The following is a 20,920-nucleotide window of genomic DNA, read 5'->3' as shown; positions in this document are numbered from 1 at the left end:
AACAGTAGCCGGTGAACAGGCATCAGTGGATTCTGACAGATAAAAACCTGCTTACTATTCACCGATACGCTTAACCGCTCAACTGAGTGCCTGTGCAATTTTAGTGTATGCGTCGGACTCAACCTGCCGAATAGCCAGATTGATCATATTTTTGATCGCTAACGGCGATGAAATACCGTGGGCAATAATTACGTTGCCGTTGACTCCCAGAATTGGACTTCCCCCAACCGACTCGTAATTGGTTTTGTCCAGAAACTCATCGCTTAAGCCTCGCTGCGCGGCCACATTATAGAATGACTCACCCAGTTTAAACATGGCATTGCCCGTAAAGCCATCCGTAATGATAACGTCGGCATGACCAGCGAAGAAGTCTCCTCCTTCCATATTGCCCACAAAGTTAATCCGATTATTGTCTTTCAGGAGTTGGTGTGCCGCCTGGGCAACCAATGATCCTTTTTGCTCTTCTGAGCCGATATTCATCAGCGCTACACGCGGTTTAGCGATGTTAAACGTCGATTGGGCGTAGATAGAGCCAATATGCCCGAACTGAGCCAGCATTTCGGGTTTGCAGTCGGCATTGGCGCCAATGTCGAGCATAACCGCATAACCACCCGTAAGTTGTGGAACAAAACCGGCAATACAGGGTCGCAAAATACCCTCAATTGCTTTTATACTAAACAAGGCTCCTACGTGCATAGCGCCGGTATTTCCCGCACTACAAAACGCCTGAACCTTACCATCCTTCAAAAGTTTAAACCCAACCCCGATGCTGGAATTGGGCTTCTGCGAGAGCGCCTTGGTAGGATGCTCACTCATTTCAATAACATCGTCGGCGTTTACCAATTCGATATTGGCGACTGGATATGGCTTGTGCTTCTGGATTAATTCCTGCACAATAGCCTCCCTGCCAATCAGGACAACCGTTATATCTTCTGGCAATTCAGCAGCGGCCATCAATACTCCTTCCACGATAGCGTCGGGAGCAAAATCGCCACCCATTGCGTCCACTGCAATTTTCATTGACTCCGTTTGTTCAATATCTCCCCAGTTAGGCTGGTTTTCAAACTAAATACGCGTAAAAATAGGGAGGTGGCTGGCAATAAAAAAGTATTTCGCGTTCATCTTCGGAAAGACGTCAACGAAATACTTTTCAAAAATAAATGAGATTTAGGCTGTTTTTGCGTAATTCTCAATGATCATTTGCCCTTTGTAGAACAGGTTGCCTTCAAAAACGTGGGCGTGATGACGCTCGTGTACTTCGCCAGTCTGGGCGTCGGTTGACAGCGCAACAGGCGTAGCCTTGTAGTGCGTTCTGCGCTTATCGCGCCGGGTGCTGGAGTGGCGTCGTTTGGGGTGTGCCATGATTCAGTCTTATAGTTATAAAGTTATATAGTCACCTAGTTTTCGAGTTGGCAGATTGCATAGGCGTTATTACCTGAATAACCACCACGGCGAGCCGTTTTACAACCTTGTTACTCTACAACTAATATTAGTTGTCACTTAGTTTTCGCAAAGCCGCCCAGCGAGGATCAATTTCTGGCTGGCCGTTTGCTTCATCATCATTTGCTTCATCACTGGAGCTATAGATGAGCTTTACTTCCTGCTCGTCGTCCTGATCATCCTCGTCCCGGAAGCGGGGATGAAGCCGCTTCATCGGCAGCGACAGGCTCAGAAACTCAAAAATATACCGCGCTACATTGATAGTCGCCGTATTCCGTTCAATGAGTTCGATCTCGTCACTTAACTCTTCATTATGGTCGCCAAATTTCAGCAACATTGTTTGCCTCGTATCGACCGGCTCGTCGTATTCGTCGAGGCTACGATCGCAGGTTTGCTCAACCGTACCGACAATATGGAAGTCCAGCCGAATCATCGTTTCCGACTTTTCGAGCACTACATGCGTCTCAACGTTTCCCGTTTTGATCAATTCCTGATCAAGCGCGGCAAAGAACGAACTGTCCGACGTGAAATCGTACTCGTAGCGTTTATTGTCAAGGCCAACGATGTTGATATCGTATGCGCGTAATGTGTTCACCTCGTATCTCCTCCTCTCCGGTTAGCCCGGCCAAAAAATAAGACCGCAAAGGTACGAAACGTTTGTTAATCAGGAAAGTGCTGCGCAAAAAAAAGCGTCTTACTATTTGAATGAACGCGCCAAATTCGGCACTAGCTTCGGTACAATTCCGTCAGGCTGGCCTTCTGGCAAGCGAGGTAGTCGGGTTTACATACGTTTTCACCTATGCTTTTATCTCGCCTACCTGTCTTTCGCTAGCGGTTCTGATCCGTATCGTATTCAGTTAATTCCTAAATGTATTTTAGAAACAACTGACATAACGGGTGGGGCTATCTCTTTGATGGTAACTCACGGATTAGTCATGCCGGGCTATGCACTGGCTTTATTTCAGAGCTAGCGCTGGCCGATGAGCTTTACGGTTATTGCTTTTTTAACGAAGGAAATAGTATGCGAAAGCTGATTGGAGCAATTAGTATGGTTGCAGGAGCCATATTAATTGTGGTTCTTGGCTAACCATCTTTCAAATCAAGAGTTATCGTTACCAAACCAGTTTACTACTATGGCACAATACCAGCTTGTCGAGAAACACGCAATCGAACACCACAACGAGTATTATGAGGTGCGAACAACCGAGACCGAGGGTCAACCTAAAAGCTTGTTTTTCAGCACGAATGAAGAAAATTTAGAAGAAGTTGCTGCGGCAATAGTGGCTGATCACCTATCCGGCGTGAAGCACTGGACGGTGATTCCACATCGGAAAGACGATTAGAAATAAGCCGTCAAACCGATCTACAACAAAATTTTAATAAAGTATTAAACATTTTTTGTTGATTATAGTTACCCTAAACTTTATATTCACGGAACGAATTAATGGAAACCCTATAGGGGTAATTCCTACCGTAACGTGAAACGATGAAGATTAAGGAAACACTGCGTCTAGTAAGTTTATTTATTAGCTTAAGTTACCAGATTTCGTTGGCCCAGGTGCTCACACCTGCTCAGACCCGTGCTGATTTAAGCTACCTCAAACGGAAACTCGATTTGCTCCATCCAGGCATGGGTTATTATACGCCCCAGGCCCGGATGGAACAGTTATACGATTCATTGTATAACCACCTGAATTCCCCAACCGACTACCTATCGTTTTACCATCATGTCAGCCCGCTGGTGGCCGCCATTAAAGATGGACACACCAACCTGAACCACCGCAAAAATTACATTGGCACGAACACCCGGTTCCTGCCATTTTATATTCGACTGGTCGAATCCCAGTATTTCATTAGCCATAATGTATCCTCCGATACGACTCTGTTGCGGGGTACCGAACTACTGACCATCAATGGTCGGCCAGTGGCTGATGTGCATCGTGAACTGATGAATGCCGATCACTCCGGCTCCGATGGCGATAACCTCACCGGGCGAAGACAGTGGAGTATGGTCCAGTTTGCCGACTATTATGCAGCCTGGTTTGGTTCGGCCGACTCTGTTCAGATCACGTATCGACTGACTGCCGATACGCTCGTTCGGCAAGCGCGTTTACGCTGCCTGACGCTGGATAGTTTCCGGGGCAGGATCCAGCGCCGATATGGTGTTGAGCTTGACAGACGCCCCAATCTGTCGGTACGTATGGTGGATACACTCACCCATACGGCCGTACTGCGCGTATCGACTTTCATGGGCACCAAGAAAAAAGACCTGTTTCAATGGGGCTTCAACCGGCGACTAAAGCGGGCATTCAAGCAAATACGTCAGGAAAATGTACAGAATCTGGTGATCGATATGCAGGGAAACGGTGGGGGCATTGTGGTCAACTCTGCCCGTTTGCTACGCTACTGGATGCCCAAGCCCTTTCGAATCATGAACCATGAAGAAATGAAACGGGCTGCCCGCACTGAACTCGTTACCCGCTGGAATCCGTTTTCGGCGCTAAATTTTAGCCTGCAATACCGAACCGACAACAACGGTGGGTTTTCCAGTCGTTCGGCCAACCGACGTTATCGGCCCCGGCAGCGGGATTCCTTTGCCGGCAATTTATACTTTCTGGTAAATGGCGCGTCGTTTTCAGCCACCACAACCGTGCTGGCCAAAACACTCGATGCCGGTTTGGGTACTTATGTCGGCGAAGCGAGCGGTAGTGCCTACTGGGGCGACTTTGCGGGGCATTTTAAAACGATAACCCTGCCAAATTCCAGGCTTCAGGTGCGCATTCCGCTCAAAAAACTGACGCATGCCGTTGAAACCGAACGGGCCAATGGCTTCACCGTCGAACCTGACTTTATTGTTACCCGCAGCTTCGATGACCTGATGAACAATCGGGATTATATCTTGGATTACACCCTTCGGCTCATTCGGGAGGGTGTTGTGATTCGTCCGGGCGTTGACAAACAGCCAATTCGAAACCGGGCATTGCAGGCTTCGCGGTAAAATCGTACCTTTATCCTGTATTCGGTTCATTGTCGACAACGTTCAGTGCTACATAAACCATAAGCCACTTCCTGTTGAGGCAGTAGCGAATCAGGTACTGAAGCAGTCAAGCTACGGCCGTAAACTTTCTCTATGTGTATTGCATCGTTGACGTTGAAACAACGGGTGGTGTAAAAGGCCCAACCCGACTTACTGAAATTGCCATTTTCCGCCACGACGGGCAGCAGGTTGTTGATTCGTTTCACTCCCTGCTAAATCCGGAATGTCCGATCCCCCCATTTATCCGGCATTTAACGGGCATCTCCAATGAGATGGTCCAGAACGCGCCTACGTTTGCCGAGGTCGCCAATGATGTCCTGAACATCACGAAGGATGCTATCTTCGTCGCCCATAATGTTGGCTTCGACTTTGGCTTTATCCAGAAAGAGTTGAACTGGTTGGGTCACGACTATTTACGGCGCACACTGTGCACCGTTCGGACGAGCCGCAAGTTGTTGCCGGGGCACCCTTCTTATAGCTTAGGCAAGCTTTGCCGCTCCCTCGACATTCCGTTGAACGGACGCCACCGCGCCCAGGGAGACGCGGCCGCAACAGTCCTGCTGTTTGAGATGCTGTTACGTACTGACTCCCAGGGCCTGATTCCCCGCATTAGTCCTCTTATCGAATATACCCGTTAGTCCTTTATTCGGCTAACGGTGTGGACTACCTGTGCCAGGCACTTCCTGACTGGCTTGAGCGACCCATTGCTGGTTATTTGGTTTTTCAGGCTCCCCGCCGTAACTAGTTATACATTTCGTCTTCGCCTTAATCATCATCAACGTATGCGCGTTTCTACCTTCATCCGTTTATCTTTTATGTTGAGTTCATCTGTCGCATTGGGTCAGTCAGCAAACCCCATAAAATACCCTGTAGCCCGGAAAACCGACCAGGTCGATCAGTACCATGGTACGCAGGTCGCCGACCCGTATCGCTGGCTGGAGGATGACCGCTCTCCCGAAACAGCCGACTGGGTAAAAGCTGAAAATAAAGTCACGTTTGATTACCTGGCCCAAATTCCTTACCGGAAACAATTTCAGGACCGGCTAGAACAGGTCTATAATTACCCGAAATATTCGGCACCCAGCCGAAAAGGAGACTGGTTCTATTTCTCGAAGAACGACGGCTTGCAGAATCAGGCCGTTTTATACCGTCAGAAAGGACTCGATGGCAAACCCGAAGTAGTCATTGATCCGAATAAATTATCCGCCGACGGCACCACTCGTCTGGGTGCTTTTTCGCTCTCGAAAGATGGTAAACATGCCGTTGTTGGGTTGTCGAAAGGAGGCTCCGACTGGCAGGAATACCAGGTTATGGACCTGACGACCAAGACCTACTTGCCCGACAAAATCGAATGGGTAAAAATCTCGGGAGCGGCCTGGCAGGGCGATGGTTTCTATTATAGCCGGTATCCCAAACCCGAAGGCAGCGCGTTGGCGGCAAAAAACGAAAACCACCAGGTTTTCTTTCACAAGCTGAATACGCCCCAATCGGCCGACCGACTGGTATACGAAGATGCTGAACACCCGCAGCGCTTCCACATCGTCAGTACGACCGATGATGAGCGCTTCGCCCTATTATCCATCAGCGACCGGGGCCAGGGAAAAGACGGTAACTCGCTGCTGTTCCTAGACGCCACTTCTGCTCGAAAAACGTTTGCTCCAGTCGTGGCAGAGATTACCAACTTCAGTTACGGCGTGGTCGATAATGACGGCGACCGGCTTCTGATTTTAACGAACGAGAAAGCCCCTAACAGCAAAGTCATTGCATTCGATACGAAAAAGAAGGCTTTCTCGACTTTGATTCCCGAAAAACCCGAGCCTATTGCCGAAGGAAGTGTCAGCGCTGCCGGGGGTAAACTATTTGTTGAATACGCGAAAGACGTTACCTCAAAAATCGAGGTCTTTACCTATGCCGGAAAGTCAGAAGGTGAAGTTAAGTTACCTGCCATCGGCTCGGCAGGTGGCTTCGGCGGTGAAAAGGATGATAAGTTTGTTTTCTACACGTTTACATCCTTCACCTTCCCGCCAACTATTTACCGGTACGACATTGCGACGCACAAGAGCACCGTTTTCCGCGCGCCCGAGGTAGATTTTAACCCATCAGACTACGAAACGAAACAAGTATTTTATGCCAGCAAAGACGGCACGAAAGTACCTATGTTTTTGACCTACCGTAAAGGCTTAAAACTCGACGGCTCCAATCCAACACTTCTGTACGGATACGGCGGGTTCAACGTTAGCCTTCCTCCTTCGTTCAGCCCGTTTCGAATTCCGTTTCTGGAGCAGGGCGGTGTGTATGCACAGGCCAATTTGCGGGGCGGCAGCGAATACGGCGAAAAATGGCACGAGCAGGGCATGAAACTCAAGAAGCAGAATGTGTTCGACGATTTCATTGCCGCAGCCGAATACCTGATTGCGCAGAAATATACAAGTCCGGCCAAACTTGCCGTTCAGGGCGGATCGAATGGCGGCTTGTTGGTTGGCGCGGTTATGAACCAGCGCCCCGACTTATTCCGGGTAGCGATTCCGCAGGTGGGCGTTATGGATATGCTGCGATTCCACAAATTCACGATCGGCTGGAACTGGATTGCCGACTACGGCAGCAGCGACAACGCTGACGAGTTTAAGGCGCTTTATGCGTACTCTCCCCTTCACAACATTAAGCCCGGCATTGACTACCCGGCCACGCTGATCACCACCGCCGACCACGACGACCGGGTCGTTCCGGCTCACTCGTTCAAATACGCGGCTACGTTGCAGGAACTATATAAAGGAACAAATCCAGTACTAATCCGAATCGATACGAATTCCGGTCACGGAGCCAGCAATACCAAAAAGAACATCGAAACAGCCGCCGATATCTACTCGTTCATTCTCTGGAACATGGGAATCAAAAGTTTGAAAGAAGTGGCGAGTAAATAATCTGTCTCCTGTAAACAAAAAGGGCCGCCTGAATTTCAGGCGGCCCTTTTTGTAAAGCGTTGTTAACTTACAGTTTGAACGTTACACCTAATTGAAGAGGAGCAATACCAGTTCCTAATTCAGCAAAACCACCTACTTTGGGACTAAAGAAGTAACGGCCACCTAAGTGAATAGGCACATAAATACCGCTACCAAACGAGCTACCTCCGTAAATACTATTGCTATAAGAGACGCTTTCGTAGCCTAAGCCAATACCAGCATACAAGTCAGCTTTATCAGTGCTTAAGTTCAAAAGTTCATTAAAGTGATAAGAACCACGAGCGGCAAAATAGAGATAATTGATCTTATCATTAAATTGTAGATAACCAGAATTGAAGCTACGATAAGCCACTTGACCACCTACCGTAATGTTTGGCGCTACACCAAAGTCAGCAGAGGCCCCAAAAGCTATACCCCCTACGCTGGAATAACCCCCTACGCCAATACCGAGGTTTATAAATTTGGTGCCTTTATCAACAGCGAGCTGTGCAAACGACTGCGTTCCGGCCAGCAATCCAAGAACAAGTAAAAGAGAAAAGTGAAATTTTTTCATGTGACGAAATTGATTTATGTTAAAATTCGGGACAAAGTAAGTGGGAATCTTTTGGGCCACCAAGCAAAAAGAACACCCACTTATTATTCGGTCATATCCTCTTAGGGAGCGCAAAATTAATATGCTGTCGAATTATGTGTATATACGGAAGTAAAAAACTTGTCATAAAGCGTTCACTTTTATCCGGCGTCTTATGTTAATACTAGTATATCTCTACAAACAGAAAGAGACGACCCCCTCCGGGGTCGTCTCTTTCTGTTTGTACTAAATGGGCAAGAATTCTACTAATTGGCCATTTCCGGCTTCAATTTCTCTTTAAACACTTTCCTAAACTTGTCAAGCTTGGGTGCAATCACAAAAGCACAATAGCCCTGGTTAGGATTGTTGGCAAAATAGCTCTGATGATAGGCTTCAGCTTCATAAAAGGTTTCGGCAGGGCTAATCTCTGTCACAATCGGGCGATCATACGCACCTGACTTGTCCAGTTCAGCTTTCGCCGTTTCGGCTAATTGTTTCTGCTCGTCATTGTGGTAAAAAATCACCGACCGGTATTGCGTACCCACGTCTTCGCCCTGGCGGTTAAGCGACGTGGGGTCATGCCCACGGAAGAAGGCCTCCAGCAATTCCGGGTAAGTAATTTTGGCCGGGTCGTACGTAACCTCCACACATTCGGCATGGCCCGTGGTTCCGGTACATACTTCTTTGTAGGTTGGATTTGGTTTTTGGCCGCCTTCGTAGCCAGAGACAGCGCCAAGGACACCGTCGAGCGATTCATACAAAGCTTCTGTGCACCAGAAACAACCCGTTCCAAAAGTCGCTTTGGCCAGATTGGCCGATTGATTTGTGGTCATAAATCGTGTTTCTATAAACCTGCAGGCCGGGTTACCGAAGGGTTGCTCAAACCTTATAGGTTTAATTAGGTTATTTTTCCTGATTGTTTAACATAACTCTCGTGCGTAAAGTTTACGCCCCCTTGCCTGTGAAAGACTTCGATACCGACCGTTTCCGCTACGATGGCGATAAGCCATTTAAACTAAAAAAAGCACCCACTAAAGTAGATGACCTCTATGAAGATAACGACCACTACGAAGCGCTGCTTCGGCAGCAGGCGGCCGAGATCGACAAGTGGCAGGAGCGTATGTTTGCCCACAATCGGTTTGGGTTAGTAGCGGTCTTCCAGGCTCTTGATGCGGCCGGAAAAGATGGTACCATCCAGCACGTATTCACAGGCACTAACCCCGCTGGTGTTCGGGTCTATTCGTTCAAACGACCGACCGACCAGGAGCTTGACCATGACTTTTTGTGGCGCAGCTGGCGCGAACTACCTGAACGCGGCACGATCGGAATTTTCAACCGCTCGTATTATGAAGAAGTGCTGGTCACCAAAGTCCATCCCGAGATTCTGACGGAGAGCCAGCGATTACCCGAAAAAATAACGGAGGACCTGGATAAGCTTTTTAAGCACCGCTTCGAGGCTATTCGGGATATGGAAACCTTTCTTTATCGCAACGGCTTCCCAACGGTTAAATTCTACCTGCACGTGTCGAAAAAAGAACAGGGCGAGCGTCTGATTGCCCGGATTGAGGATGCGGAGAAGAACTGGAAGTTTGAAGAAGGCGACGTTAAGGAACGCGAATTCTGGGACGATTATCAGGATGCGTACGAAACCTGCATCGGTGAAACCGCCACCGAGAAAGCTCCCTGGTATGTAATTCCGGCCGACGACAAGAAGAATATGCGTCTGCTGGTAGGCCGGATTATTATCGACGAACTCAAAAAACTGCCGATTGCCGAACCTGAGCCCAATGATGAACGCTTCAAGGCTCTGCAGAAATTAATTCCGGTTATTCAGGCACAATAAAAGCGCGGCCAATGTGTCACCTAACACAGTGAAGCCGCTATTCTTAGTTTAAACTGCGGCTTTCGAATGGCTCAGCTACGTTATGAAAAAAATAAATAGTAAAGATTTCCGGTACGATGAAAAACGGTCATTTTCGTATAAGGAGATGGCCACTCGCATTGATCCCTTTTACACTGACGAGGCCGATCAAAGCCGACAGCTGGATGCCCTCGCGGCCCGCATGGATCAGGCTCAGAATAAAATGCATGCCGATGAGCATTATGGTCTGCTAGTCGTCTTTCAGGCTATGGATGCCGCGGGAAAAGACAGTAGTATCCGTCGGATATTTAAAGGCGTTAACCCGTCACGGTTTCAGATAGCGCCCTTCAAGAAACCGGAAAAGGGCGACTTAAAGCATGATTTTCTGTGGCGCTTCTGGCAGGAATTGCCCGAGCGCGGCAACATTGGTGTTTTCAACCGCTCCTATTACGAAGAAGTACTTGCCTTACGTGTCCATCCCGAGCGGCTTAAGGACCAATCTATTCCCGTTAATCTCTTGCCGACTAACGAAGAAACGCTCTGGAAACAACGGTTTGGCGATATTGTCCATTTTGAAGATTACCTGTTTCGGAATGGCTTCCCTGTTGTGAAATTCTACCTGCATGTCGACCAGAAAGAGCAGGGCCAGCGGCTCATTGCCCGGCTGGAAGACTCTGAAAAACAATGGAAGCTAAGCCCCACGGACCTGGAAGAGCGGAAATTCTGGCCCCAGTACATGCAGGCTTACGAAGATACCATCAACGCAACCGCTACCCGGAAGAATCCCTGGTATGTGATCCCAAGCGACGACCGGGTGAATCAACAACTGATCATCGCGACAATTCTGACCGAGATTCTCGAATCGCTACCCGTGAGTTTTCCAGAAACAGACGATAAAGAAGCAAAAAAGCTAATCAACCAAATCAAAAAACAGGATAGTTAGCCTTGGAGCGGTGAAGGAGCGCCACGGCTAGCCATCCTGTTTTGTCCAGCATGGACTGCCGCTCACCCCGTTATTTAGGTGCTTCATCTATTTTTCACCCAGGCTTAACTTACCCAAACGTATTTTTGCGCTAGCAACCTAAACCACCATCACCCGTATGTGTGGCTCGTTGGTAACACTATGAAATACACCATACAGCTCTGGCTATTCGGCCTTCTTATAAACTTTATGTCTCTACGGGCTGCCGAGGCCCAGGGATCGCTGAACACCCGAAGCAACGTACCCGACAAAGGAATTCGGTCGGCGGGCCTGACCATCAGCGGATACATAAAGGATGCGGGTAACGGCGAAGGGTTGATTGGTGTCTCTGTTTACGTTAAAGAAACCGGTACAGGAGCGGTGACCAACAGCTACGGCTTTTATGCCGTAACGTTACAACCGGGAAATTACAACCTGGTTATCAGCTATGTCGGCTACGAAAAGCAGAATAAAACGGTAAATCTGACCGATCAGAACGTTCGCCTAGATCTTGAACTGAGCCAGGAAGGCAAACAGCTTCAGGAAGTTATCGTGTCAACGACGCGTGAGGACGACAATGTGAAAAATATTGAAATGAGCGTCAACCGGATCGACGTGAAAACACTGCAACGAATTCCGGCACTGCTCGGCGAAGTCGACGTAATCCGTAGTATTCAACTGCTGCCGGGCGTATCGACCGTTGGCGAAGGGGCGACAGGCTTCAATGTACGCGGGGGTAGTATCGACCAGAATCTGGTGCTACTTGACGAAGCGCCCGTCTACAACTCATCTCACCTGTTTGGTTTCTTTTCCGTATTCAACCCCGACGCAGTCAAAGATGTAAAGCTGATAAAAGGCGGCATTCCATCAAATTACGGTGGCCGAATCTCGTCGATTCTTGATGTTCGTCTGAAAGAAGGCAATGCCAAGAAAGCCGAACTAAATGGCGGCATTGGCCTTATTTTCAGTCGATTATCATACGAGCGACCCTTATTCAAAGGCAAAGGCTCGTTTATCGTCGCTGCCCGACGCTCCTACGCCGACATTCTGGCGCAACCTTTCCTGACGGGTGATCTGAAAGGGGCGAAATTCTATTTCTACGACCTTACGGCAAAAGCCAATTACCACATTAACGACAAGAACACGGTCTTTTTATCGGGGTATCTGGGCCGTGATGTATTCGGGTCTGATTTTGGTTTCAACTGGGGCAACACAACGCTGTCGGCCCGCTGGAATCATGTATTCAGTAACCGGCTGTTTTTGAACACCACGGCGTATTATAGTAACTACGATTACTCCCTGAATTCGGACCTGAAACAGAAACGGCCGAACGACTTTTTCCGTACGGATTCCCGTATCGTCGATTACAGCTTAAAGCCTGATTTCTCGCTATTTCTGGGCAAAAACACGATTTCCTTTGGTGGGCAGGCCATTATTCACGATTTCCAGCCAGGCATGGCCACAGCCGCCAGTTCGGGTAGTGTGCGCACGTTTGGCATTGCCAACAAGCATGCGCTCGAAGCCGCGTTGTACGTTGGCAACGAGCAACAGCTAACGCCTACGTTACAGCTCCAGTATGGGCTGCGCTATTCGTTATTTAACTATGTAGGACCGGGCGAAGCATATACTTTTCAGACCGATGTACCGTTGGGTGCCCGGCGGGAAGTGGTTACGACGGTGGCCTATCGGGGTGGCGATGTTATTAAAACATACGGAAATTGGGAACCCCGCTTTTCGGCCAAGTATGACCTGACCAGCAATAGCTCACTTAAATTTAGCTATAACCGACTGGCCCAGTATATCCACCTGGTTTCCAATACAACCGCGTCGACTCCGCTGGATATCTGGACACCATCGACTAACAACATCAAACCGCAGATTGGCGATCAGGTAGCGGGCGGTTACTTTAAAAATTTCGGTCGTTCACAGGGCGCAGGCAGCGAGTTTGAAGCCTCCGTTGAAGTGTATTATAAATGGCTCCAGAACCAGATCGATTACATTGACGGGGCCAGCCTGATCCTCAACAAATACTTAGAGGGTGATCTGCTGAGTGGAAAAGGGCGCGCCTACGGGGCTGAATTTTTCGTCAAACGAAACACGGGCGTTGTCAACGGCTGGATTAGCTACACGCTGGCTAAAACCGAGCGGCAGGTCAACGGCATCAACAATAACAACTGGTACCCAACGCGTTTCGACAAACGACACACCCTGACGTCAGTACTGCTGTTCGACCCGCCACAAGCCAAGCGCTGGAATTTCTCGGCGACGTTCACATTGGCCAGCGGTACGCCCGGCACTTTCCCCACGAACCGCTTTGAATATGAAGGGTTCGTGGTGCCACAAAACACCGATAACTCCCGGAATAATTACCGAATTCCGGCCTATCACCGGCTCGATCTGGCAGCTACCCTGCAAGGACGCAAACGGCCGGGCAAACGGAAAGAGGATAACTGGGTGTTCTCCGTTTATAATGTATACGCCCGGAAAAACCCGTTTTCGGTGTACTTTCAGCCCAATGCGGACAACCCCCGCATAACGGAAGCAATCCGCTATTCTGTTTTTGCGACCCTGATTCCGTCCGTAACGTACAACTTCAAATTTTAGCGATCGTACCCTCCGGGTTCAACACATCGAGTAATGGCTGGCCCAAAAGGGCGGCACAAGTAGTATGAAATCAGCGCTTTTCGTTTTCTTTATCGCCTTGGCTGTTCAGACGCTAACCAGTTGCACAACGGTGATCGACGCAAAACTCAATACAGGCCCGATCCAGCTATCCGTTGATGGAACACTGACCGATCAGCCTGGCAAGCAAACCATTCGACTCACCCAGACAGCTGCTTACTTCGATAATAGCCAGCCTACGCCTGCTACCAGCGCAACGGTTACGGTTTCGGATGATGCCGGGAAGACATACCCCTTCTCAGACCCCGACAATGATGGCTACTACGTTTGGCAGCCAACGGGTAAAGACACGCTGGGTCATATTGGTCGCACGTATCAGCTTACCGTTGCTTACCAGGGCGATACATATCGGGCCAGTTCCAAGATGAATCGGTTGCCTCCCATCGACTCGATCATTTTTGTAAAACGAAAGATTAACCCGATCTCGAAAACGGAAGGATACCGGGCGGAATTTTACGCCGTCGACATTGCCGGTGGCGTTGATTATTACCGAATCCGGTTTTCCAGAAACGGAACGCTTCAGAACAAACCGGAAAACATCATTACCTCGCAGGATGGTGGGTTTCGGGGAGCAAACACGGTTACCGATGGCCTGACGTTTATTGCCCCTATCCGACGGTCGGTTAACCCGGATAGTTTGTACGCCCTGAATGATGTGGTAAACGTAGAGCTCCAGTCACTTACGGCCGACGCCTTTGATTTTTGGCAGGCGCTACGCACCCAGATCACGAATGGAGGGTTGTTTGCCACACCCGCCGTCAACGTACCAACCAATATTATCAACACGAATACTACCGGGCGAAAGGCGACGGGATTTTTCATCACATCCGCCGTTCGTAGCAAAACAGCCGCTGTTGTCCAAGCCAATATCCGCGTGCGGGAAGATTGAGAAACAGCGAACTGCTCCCGACCAAACGCCTTATTCGCAGCTAATCACCGATTTACCCCCTGCAGAAAGGCCGCGATTTCCATTCCCCAGGCAATGCCAATATGAATGAGTAACCCTCCCCAGATGCTACGGGTACTCAGGGCAAGAACGCCCAGTAAATAGCCACCAAACAGCGACGAAACGGCTTCGCCTAAAGGGCGGCCAAAATGAACGGTGCAGTACCAGACGACCATCGGCAATATAGATCCGCGGCCCAGTACCTGACTCATGCCGATCACGAGAAAGCCCCGAAAAAGCAATTCGGTAGGCACAAAATCCCAGCCATAACACAGCTCATACAGGAGTGCGGTTACCCACTCGGGCACCCCAAAAAACTCGTTGGCATTCGTATCATGGTACGTCGGGTATGACCGAAGAAAATCGGGCTGAAATGACGCCAGCGTTATAAGCGGAATCATTAGTCCCAACAGAATCGCATAAAGCACCAGCCCCTTTCGCTTCGGCGCCATCCCATAAAAATGACTTGGCTGGGGCTCCAGGAATTTATAGAATACATAAAGCGGTAAGACGATGGTCAGTGCCGATTGTAGGTTGTGCAGGCAGTAGTAGGCAAATACATAAATCTGCCCATCGAATAGTTGTCGGCTCCAGTAACTGTGCGCATAAAAACCAGCGTAGATGGCGTAACAGATCAGGGCCGTCCCGCTTCGAAGCCAAAAACCCCGGTTACGCCAGATGTCGGGGCGCCGATGGAAATGTGTCCAAAGCCAGACGCTGCCATAATAAGCGGTGGCATACAGGCAAAAGTACAGAAGTGGCCAGATGGGTTTACCCTGATGCGAATCAATATACGCGTCCTCGAGGTCAACGTAATAATTGACAGCGATAAGAAAGATCACCCAAAGAGCCGTGGCCCCATAAAGGTCAGGTCGGAAGTCGGCGCGAAGGTGGGTGCGCAAATCGCGCCATAGAGCTCTCACGAAAAATTTCAGTCGTACTACCTGCAGTTTCTCTTATCGAAAAAAACTATACTATGAAGCTGTTTAAACTTAGAAATCACGCTTTAATTTGATTGTTTTTGTCCTTCTGGCGACAGGAGGAATCTTAAAGTTACCTGCGAGGAAAACTCAAGATTCCTCCTGTCGTCGGAAGGACAAAAAATGCCTTACTTTTCATTTAAAAAAGGCAAGTTTAAACAGCTTCTTACCTTATTTAAAACTGCATTTTCAGGCATCTTTAAAATGCCCGTATCATTGCCATCGGTTTATATTGACAACTAAACAGCCATTAAAACCCTTCTTTCTCGGCTTCCTTGTCTTTTTTCTTCTCGTCTTTCTTTTTCTCCTCCTTCACCACTTTTTGACCTGGCTGTGGCTTAGGCTTGGGAGCCGCTTTAACTTTCGTCTTGTACTGGTCCAGATACCGATCGACAAAAAGAGCTTTCTCATCCGCCGTAGCAGCAACGACTTCAAGGGTGGCTTTTGATGAGTTCTTAGATCCCGCTAACAACCGGTCATTGATGTCCTGCTCCGAGGTCACGATGGCTAATTGCCCGAGAGCGGTTGGTGTGCTGCCCGGTTTGTAATCATAGAATACCCACACATCCGGCGACGCTTCCAGATAAATACTCGCTTCGTCACCATTGGCGCCTTTCCGAATTTCGACAAAGCCATCCATCTGGGCATTTATATCCGTCGCCATCATGTTCGAGACGCCTAGCCGCCCTGTACTATAGAAAGCGTTGTATTTTGTAGACCAGCGCAGATTGGCGTTTGCCAGCACCAGCATAGCATTCAGCTTTGGCGATGCCTGATTGAGCGGTGCGTGCTGATTCTGCGCCTTAACCCGGTAGGCATCCACCGCCTGCTGTCCAAGCAGCGGCAGTAGCTTATCCGACAGTCGGTTCAGGTCATCGTCAGCAGCCTCGTCATTTTTCTCCTCCAGATTCGCTTTGACAAGTTTATCTGAAATGAGATTAGTCATTGGATCCGGCACTGGAAACGTAAATGCCAACAGCGTATTGAACCGATATTGGCTACTGTCGATGTTGACCCGCGCCGAGCCTGACGCCAGCAGATACTCGTGTGGGGCCGCATTGAGCAGGTTCAGTTTACCCTTGAACGTCATGACGCCACGGGCATCGTTAAACGTAAAGGCGTTTTCAACCTCATCGTCAACGGTAGCCACAATGGCATCCGTTTTTGTACTGTCGGTCTTCGTACTATCCGTTTTAACTGCGTTTGTTTTGGCGCTGTCCGGCATTGTCGCTACAGCCACAGGCTCTGCGGAAGCGAGATCGCTACCTTTCGACGCGATCCGGTACACTTTATCCTTTTCGTCATAGCGCATAATACCCGTGGCCGTAAACAGGTCGTCGTCTTTCGAATCCTCTTTTGGCGACAGAAACGTTGGGTACAGACCGGCACCACCCAGCCGGAAATGAATACCAGCGACCAGCAGTTGCCCACCTTCGTTCTTCAGGTTTTTGTCTACCTTAACCTCCAATCGTTCTTCGACTTTTTCCTTAAAAGGAATCCAGCCGCCCACCAGATCCTGCCGTTTTTTCAACGCTGGCTTGATAAAACCATCCATGGCGAGATCAGGTGCCGGAGCCTGCATCACAATAGCGCCCTTGAAAAGCATTTTCGGTGCCAGTTGCAGGTTGTCGTCCTCATCCACTTCGGCGCGCGCAACGGTAAAATAGGTTGTAGTCGCTGCGGCTTTACTGCTGTTCCGGCGACCTTTGGCGGTTTTCTTGGTATCCGCCGTTAGGGTTGCGGATGCTACAGCGGGGGCTTCCTTTAACTCGAAACTTCCCATTTTAATACTGGCCGTGTCGCCTTTAGCGGTTGCAAACTGATAGGTTGCATCGCCCGCAAAGCGGGTGCGCGACAGAATCTGGATGTTTCCGTTTTTCAGGCGGTGGAACAAACTGATCGTATCCAGTTCGAGCCGGGCGTTTTTCAACGGCAACATCTCTCCATTTCGACGGATCGTTAGCTGGCCTTTCTCGGGGAAAATCCGGGCGTCGGCCGAATTGACGTAGGGCACACCACTAATGTTAAGCATCCGTTTTTCTACATCGTACAGGGCGGCCGAGCCGTTGAAGGTCAGCTTTTCCTGCTCTTCGGCCGTAGCGGTGAAGGTCGATGTTTTCACATCGCCTTTCATGGCAATTGTCTTCGCGTTAATGTTCCACACCGCCCGGTTGATGCTGGTTTTATAAGCCGCAAACGGAAACTCCATGCTGGCGCTTACGGTGTCGTCGAGGCTTTCCTTCTTGTTGATCGACAAACCAACAATTCCTTTCGTCTGGTTGAAATCAACGTCGATGCCATTGCCCAGCAGAATGGGTTTACCAATCTGGGTTCCCGGTGTCTCTTTATCGGCTATTATTTTAAACTGGGCATTGGTGGCAATAAATCCTTCCTTATTGAATTTGATACTACCCGAGATAGCTTCAGAATCTTTCCGCCGTAAGGTTCCATTGCCAAACAAACCCGACGAACGCAACGCCAGGCCCCCTTCGAGGTTGGTCGTAGCGTTGTAGAAATTAAAGTTATTTTTCTGCGTCGTAATGACCATGCTATCCGCTTTGGGCCACCATTTCAGACTATAGTTATTGAGCTGAACCTGCGGAAAGTAGCCTTTTCCAATCACACCTTCCTTGATTTCACCCTTCTCTCCCGACGCCAATAACGAGTCAGTCATGAACAAGATACCCTTGGTGTTCAGGCTGGCGGTCAGGTGATTCAGGACGCCCTCGGCACGAAGCCCACTCTTATCCATAGTCAACTCACCCGTAAATTTAACCGTCGATGGCGTAGTGCCTTTCTTGCCGTTATATACAGGATAGCCCGTTGCCGGCGCTTTATGAACGAAACCGAGGGTGTTATCGGGCATCGTTTTAAGCTCGGCTTTGAAAGGCGGGAAAATGCCGTCGGAATAAAACGTCCCCATAAACGAAATATCGCCTTTGCCCAGACTGTCGTTGTCGATGGCCGGAATCTTGAAATAAACTTTCTGATTATAAAGAATATCGCCCCGAACGGGTTGGTTAAAATAAACCGTCATCCCTTCGGGCATTACCAGGCGCTGAGTAGTCTTCTTTCCCGCGATCCGGCCCGATTTATTGTCGGCACTACCCAGGTAAACCGTTCCGGGATTTTCGTATTTGATATCGCCCCCAATTTCACCTTCTTTCCCCTGAGCCGCCAGTTTTGGCGACGAGAAGGTGATCGAGTCGATCTTGTTCATGGTCATGCCAAACTTGTCATAATCAAATTTAAGATCACGACCTGCATACCGGAGATTACCCGCTTTTAGCTGACCATTCAGCGTAAAGGCCCGGCCCTTACCAACCCGCAACGTTTTGTCGGATGGAAAACCAACTATTTTTAATGAATCAGACAGCACAAACCGCTCAACGCCCCGAATGGTCAGCAGTTTATCGTCGAGGTTAATCGTCGCATTTTTGATGCTGTCGTTCGACGCGAACAGCGACTGTACCTGGAAGTTGTCATAATCCCGTTTCTGGGTGTAGGCCAACACGTATAAATATCCTTTACGACTCAGTCGCATCAGGGAGGTGTTCGGGTCACGGTCAATGTAGCCTTCCAGCACCATGCGGTTAAGTGCGCCCCGCAACGATTTTGAATTGACATTTTTGGCGAACTGGACGATATCGTCGTCGAGGAATGTCTGTTGCTTTTTGGTCGAGATGTAGTTCGCTACGATTTGCAGTGGGTGGAAGCCATAATCAACGGTCAGGTCGGCATAGCGCTGGGGCTGAAAGTAGTCGTACGACTCAAAACGAACCGGCACTTCACGTTTGGCACCTACCTGATAGAAATCGACTTTCCGACGGGGTAAATCCCAGCGCACTACTTCGGGCATAATGTAAAACTTGTGATACGAATCAGCATAGGGCACCCGGGCATAATCGGTCCGTTGCTCGCGGTCGAGCCAGGCAATACGCTGGTTTTTGTCATACCGGAACATCACCGATGGGTGCGAGATCGAATCTGTATCGACATAACCCACAAACGCGGCCGAGGCCGCCGAGATCATGGAGCGCGCATTACCCCCGACGGCTTTGGTGGGTTCGGGTATCGTATTAAAACCCGACTGAGCCAGACCAGCCTGCGTTGAATCAGAACGCTGGGCACCAGCATTATTGCTGACAAATCGGGTCGTGTCACTTGTGCCAAACTCAAATCGACGACTGCTGGCTTTAAAGGCTGGTTTACCCTTGTATTTCACGATGATCTGCGCCGGTTGGCCACTGGCCGACGCCCCCACCATCTGCGTGCCCGATAAAGCCAGACCACCGCGGTATTCCAGATCAGGACCCAGGTCGGGCAGTTTCACGTCGCTCTGCCAGGACATGAAGCGTGGATAGGTTACGGGCCCTCCTTTTTTCTTGCTGACATACTCGAAAACGCCTTTTACGGGCTTGCTGGTGCCATACGTCAGGGTCACATCGTCGGCCTGAAGGCGTGGGGTTATAACCGGCATGGCGTAATCACTCAGGGTCACGAAAATATCCGGCCGGCCGGCTGTTTCCCAGGTAAATTTGCCGCCCTGTCCAACCAGCATTCCCTCCTTAAGCATCAGGTCACCACTGGTATTGGCCAAAACAGCCGAATCACCGTTGGCCTTAATCGCCAGCGAAACGTCTTTCAGGCTAAGCACCACACCCGCTACAGCTGGCATTGGCCGACGTTGCGGAATATACTGAGGGCCAAGTTGACGGGGCTGCGTTGAGTCTGTCGAAGCAGGTGTATCCCAGCCATCGAATCGGGAACGCTCGATAGAGGCTTTAACCGCAGCCAGCGAATCGGCGGGCGTTTGAACGGCTCCGGGCTGCACAGGCTGCACGCCCTCTACATACCGAAACTGGTAAGTGCCGCCGAGCGCATAGAGCTTGTTGTAGGTGCTGACATACAGTTCGCGCCGTTCCATGAATCGTCGGGCGGTTTCCAGACTGCGGGCAAACACCTTAGGGTCGTTGGCCTCGAACAACTTCTCGGCAATCGTCAGAATGCCGTCAACGGTAGCAGGCCCAGCTTGCGGTGCAGTAGCGGCCAGGTAAAGTGATTCGTAAAAAGGCGCGAAATGCGTAGCCGCCGGAAGCCGCTTCTGATTCAGTTTCCGACTTAAGGCCATCACCCGTTCCTGCTGGGGTGCGGATAGCTTACTCTCCGACCAGAGTGATTGCAAATTGGTACCGGCCCGAACGGCCACTGGTCCACCCGTTGCCATCAGTTTTTGCACTTCGGCCATGAACTGATCGGGCTTGTCGGAAAGCCGAACCGCCTGACCGAGGGCGGTGGTTAGGGTTAAGAGTGTTACGATCAGGCTGTACTGTATGCGATTCATATCTAGTCGATAGCCGAGAGAAGCGCGGTCGACTACGCTCCTATCAACGTTTATAAACTGTCTGAAAATAGTTCTTTTTCAGTCTGCAAACCCCTAAATCCCCTGAAGGGGACTTTATCTAAGAGTGAGCAAAGTCCC

General features: G+C 49.7%; 15 protein-coding genes. 8 read left to right on the top strand and 7 right to left on the bottom strand.

The window, feature by feature from the left end; translation table 11 throughout:
• Nucleotides 1–78: 78 nt before the first annotated feature.
• The 3 genes from plsX to ACYU8Y_RS08925 form a co-directional block, all read right to left on the bottom strand.
• Nucleotides 79–1,020 (bottom strand): phosphate acyltransferase PlsX, encoded by a 942-nt coding sequence (gene plsX, locus ACYU8Y_RS08935; protein WP_460936319.1) that lies wholly within the window; start codon nt 1,018–1,020, stop codon nt 79–81.
• A gap of 147 nt (nt 1,021–1,167) precedes the next feature.
• Entirely contained in the window at nt 1,168–1,362 is a 195-nt protein-coding gene (gene rpmF, locus ACYU8Y_RS08930) for a 50S ribosomal protein L32 (RefSeq protein WP_012929722.1), read from the bottom strand.
• A 127-nt stretch (nt 1,363–1,489) separates the two neighbouring features.
• A complete protein-coding gene (locus ACYU8Y_RS08925) occupies nt 1,490–2,035 on the bottom strand; it encodes a YceD family protein (protein WP_460936317.1) in 546 nt (181 codons plus the stop codon).
• A gap of 538 nt (nt 2,036–2,573) precedes the next feature.
• Between ACYU8Y_RS08925 and ACYU8Y_RS08920 the strand changes: the two genes are divergently transcribed.
• The 4 genes from ACYU8Y_RS08920 (at nt 2,574) to ACYU8Y_RS08905 (ending at nt 7,398) form a co-directional block, all read left to right on the top strand.
• On the top strand, nt 2,574–2,783 hold the full coding sequence (locus ACYU8Y_RS08920) for a hypothetical protein (RefSeq protein WP_460936315.1): 210 nt from the start codon (nt 2,574–2,576) through the stop codon (nt 2,781–2,783).
• Between the two features lie 143 nt (nt 2,784–2,926).
• Complete coding sequence (locus ACYU8Y_RS08915) at nt 2,927–4,438, top strand: S41 family peptidase (RefSeq protein ID WP_460936313.1); 1,512 nt, start codon at nt 2,927–2,929, stop codon at nt 4,436–4,438.
• Between the two features lie 134 nt (nt 4,439–4,572).
• Nucleotides 4,573–5,115, top strand: a complete 543-nt coding sequence (locus tag ACYU8Y_RS08910) for a 3'-5' exonuclease (protein ID WP_460936311.1) — start codon at nt 4,573–4,575, stop codon at nt 5,113–5,115.
• Nucleotides 5,116–5,292: 177 nt separating this feature from the next.
• The gene (locus ACYU8Y_RS08905; RefSeq protein WP_460939003.1) at nt 5,293–7,398 is read left to right on the top strand and encodes a prolyl oligopeptidase family serine peptidase; all 2,106 of its coding nucleotides are present in this window, start codon (nt 5,293–5,295) and stop codon (nt 7,396–7,398) included.
• A gap of 67 nt (nt 7,399–7,465) precedes the next feature.
• On the opposite strand, the gene ACYU8Y_RS08900 is transcribed toward ACYU8Y_RS08905, so the two are convergent.
• Entirely contained in the window at nt 7,466–7,990 is a 525-nt protein-coding gene (locus ACYU8Y_RS08900) for a hypothetical protein (protein WP_460936309.1), read from the bottom strand.
• Between the two features lie 284 nt (nt 7,991–8,274).
• On the bottom strand, nt 8,275–8,841 hold the full coding sequence (msrA, locus tag ACYU8Y_RS08895) for a peptide-methionine (S)-S-oxide reductase MsrA (RefSeq protein WP_460936307.1): 567 nt from the start codon (nt 8,839–8,841) through the stop codon (nt 8,275–8,277).
• 128 nt (nt 8,842–8,969) lie between these two features.
• On the opposite strand from msrA, the gene ACYU8Y_RS08890 reads away from it, so the two are divergent.
• The 4 genes from ACYU8Y_RS08890 to ACYU8Y_RS08875 all read left to right on the top strand — a co-directional run bounded on the left by ACYU8Y_RS08890 (nt 8,970) and on the right by ACYU8Y_RS08875 (nt 14,401).
• Nucleotides 8,970–9,851 (top strand): PPK2 family polyphosphate kinase, encoded by an 882-nt coding sequence (locus ACYU8Y_RS08890; RefSeq protein WP_460939001.1) that lies wholly within the window; start codon nt 8,970–8,972, stop codon nt 9,849–9,851.
• A gap of 82 nt (nt 9,852–9,933) precedes the next feature.
• Nucleotides 9,934–10,812, top strand: a complete 879-nt coding sequence (locus ACYU8Y_RS08885; RefSeq protein WP_460936305.1) for a PPK2 family polyphosphate kinase — start codon at nt 9,934–9,936, stop codon at nt 10,810–10,812.
• A 180-nt stretch (nt 10,813–10,992) separates the two neighbouring features.
• On the top strand, nt 10,993–13,434 hold the full coding sequence (locus ACYU8Y_RS08880; RefSeq protein ID WP_460936303.1) for a TonB-dependent receptor: 2,442 nt from the start codon (nt 10,993–10,995) through the stop codon (nt 13,432–13,434).
• A 64-nt stretch (nt 13,435–13,498) separates the two neighbouring features.
• Nucleotides 13,499–14,401: a DUF4249 domain-containing protein gene (locus ACYU8Y_RS08875; protein ID WP_460936301.1), complete on the top strand. Its 903-nt coding sequence runs from the start codon at nt 13,499–13,501 to the stop codon at nt 14,399–14,401.
• Between the two features lie 44 nt (nt 14,402–14,445).
• Here the strand turns inward: ACYU8Y_RS08875 and ACYU8Y_RS08870 are convergent, their stop codons facing one another.
• Both ACYU8Y_RS08870 and ACYU8Y_RS08865 read right to left on the bottom strand, forming a co-directional pair.
• Entirely contained in the window at nt 14,446–15,381 is a 936-nt protein-coding gene (locus ACYU8Y_RS08870; protein WP_460936299.1) for a CPBP family intramembrane glutamic endopeptidase, read from the bottom strand.
• Nucleotides 15,382–15,688: 307 nt separating this feature from the next.
• Entirely contained in the window at nt 15,689–20,782 is a 5,094-nt protein-coding gene (locus ACYU8Y_RS08865) for a hypothetical protein (protein ID WP_460936297.1), read from the bottom strand.
• Nucleotides 20,783–20,920 lie beyond the last annotated feature (138 nt).

The organism is Spirosoma humi (assembly GCF_054776575.1).
Note: the sequence above shows the minus strand (reverse complement) of the source record. Positions and strands in the feature narration are given on the sequence as shown.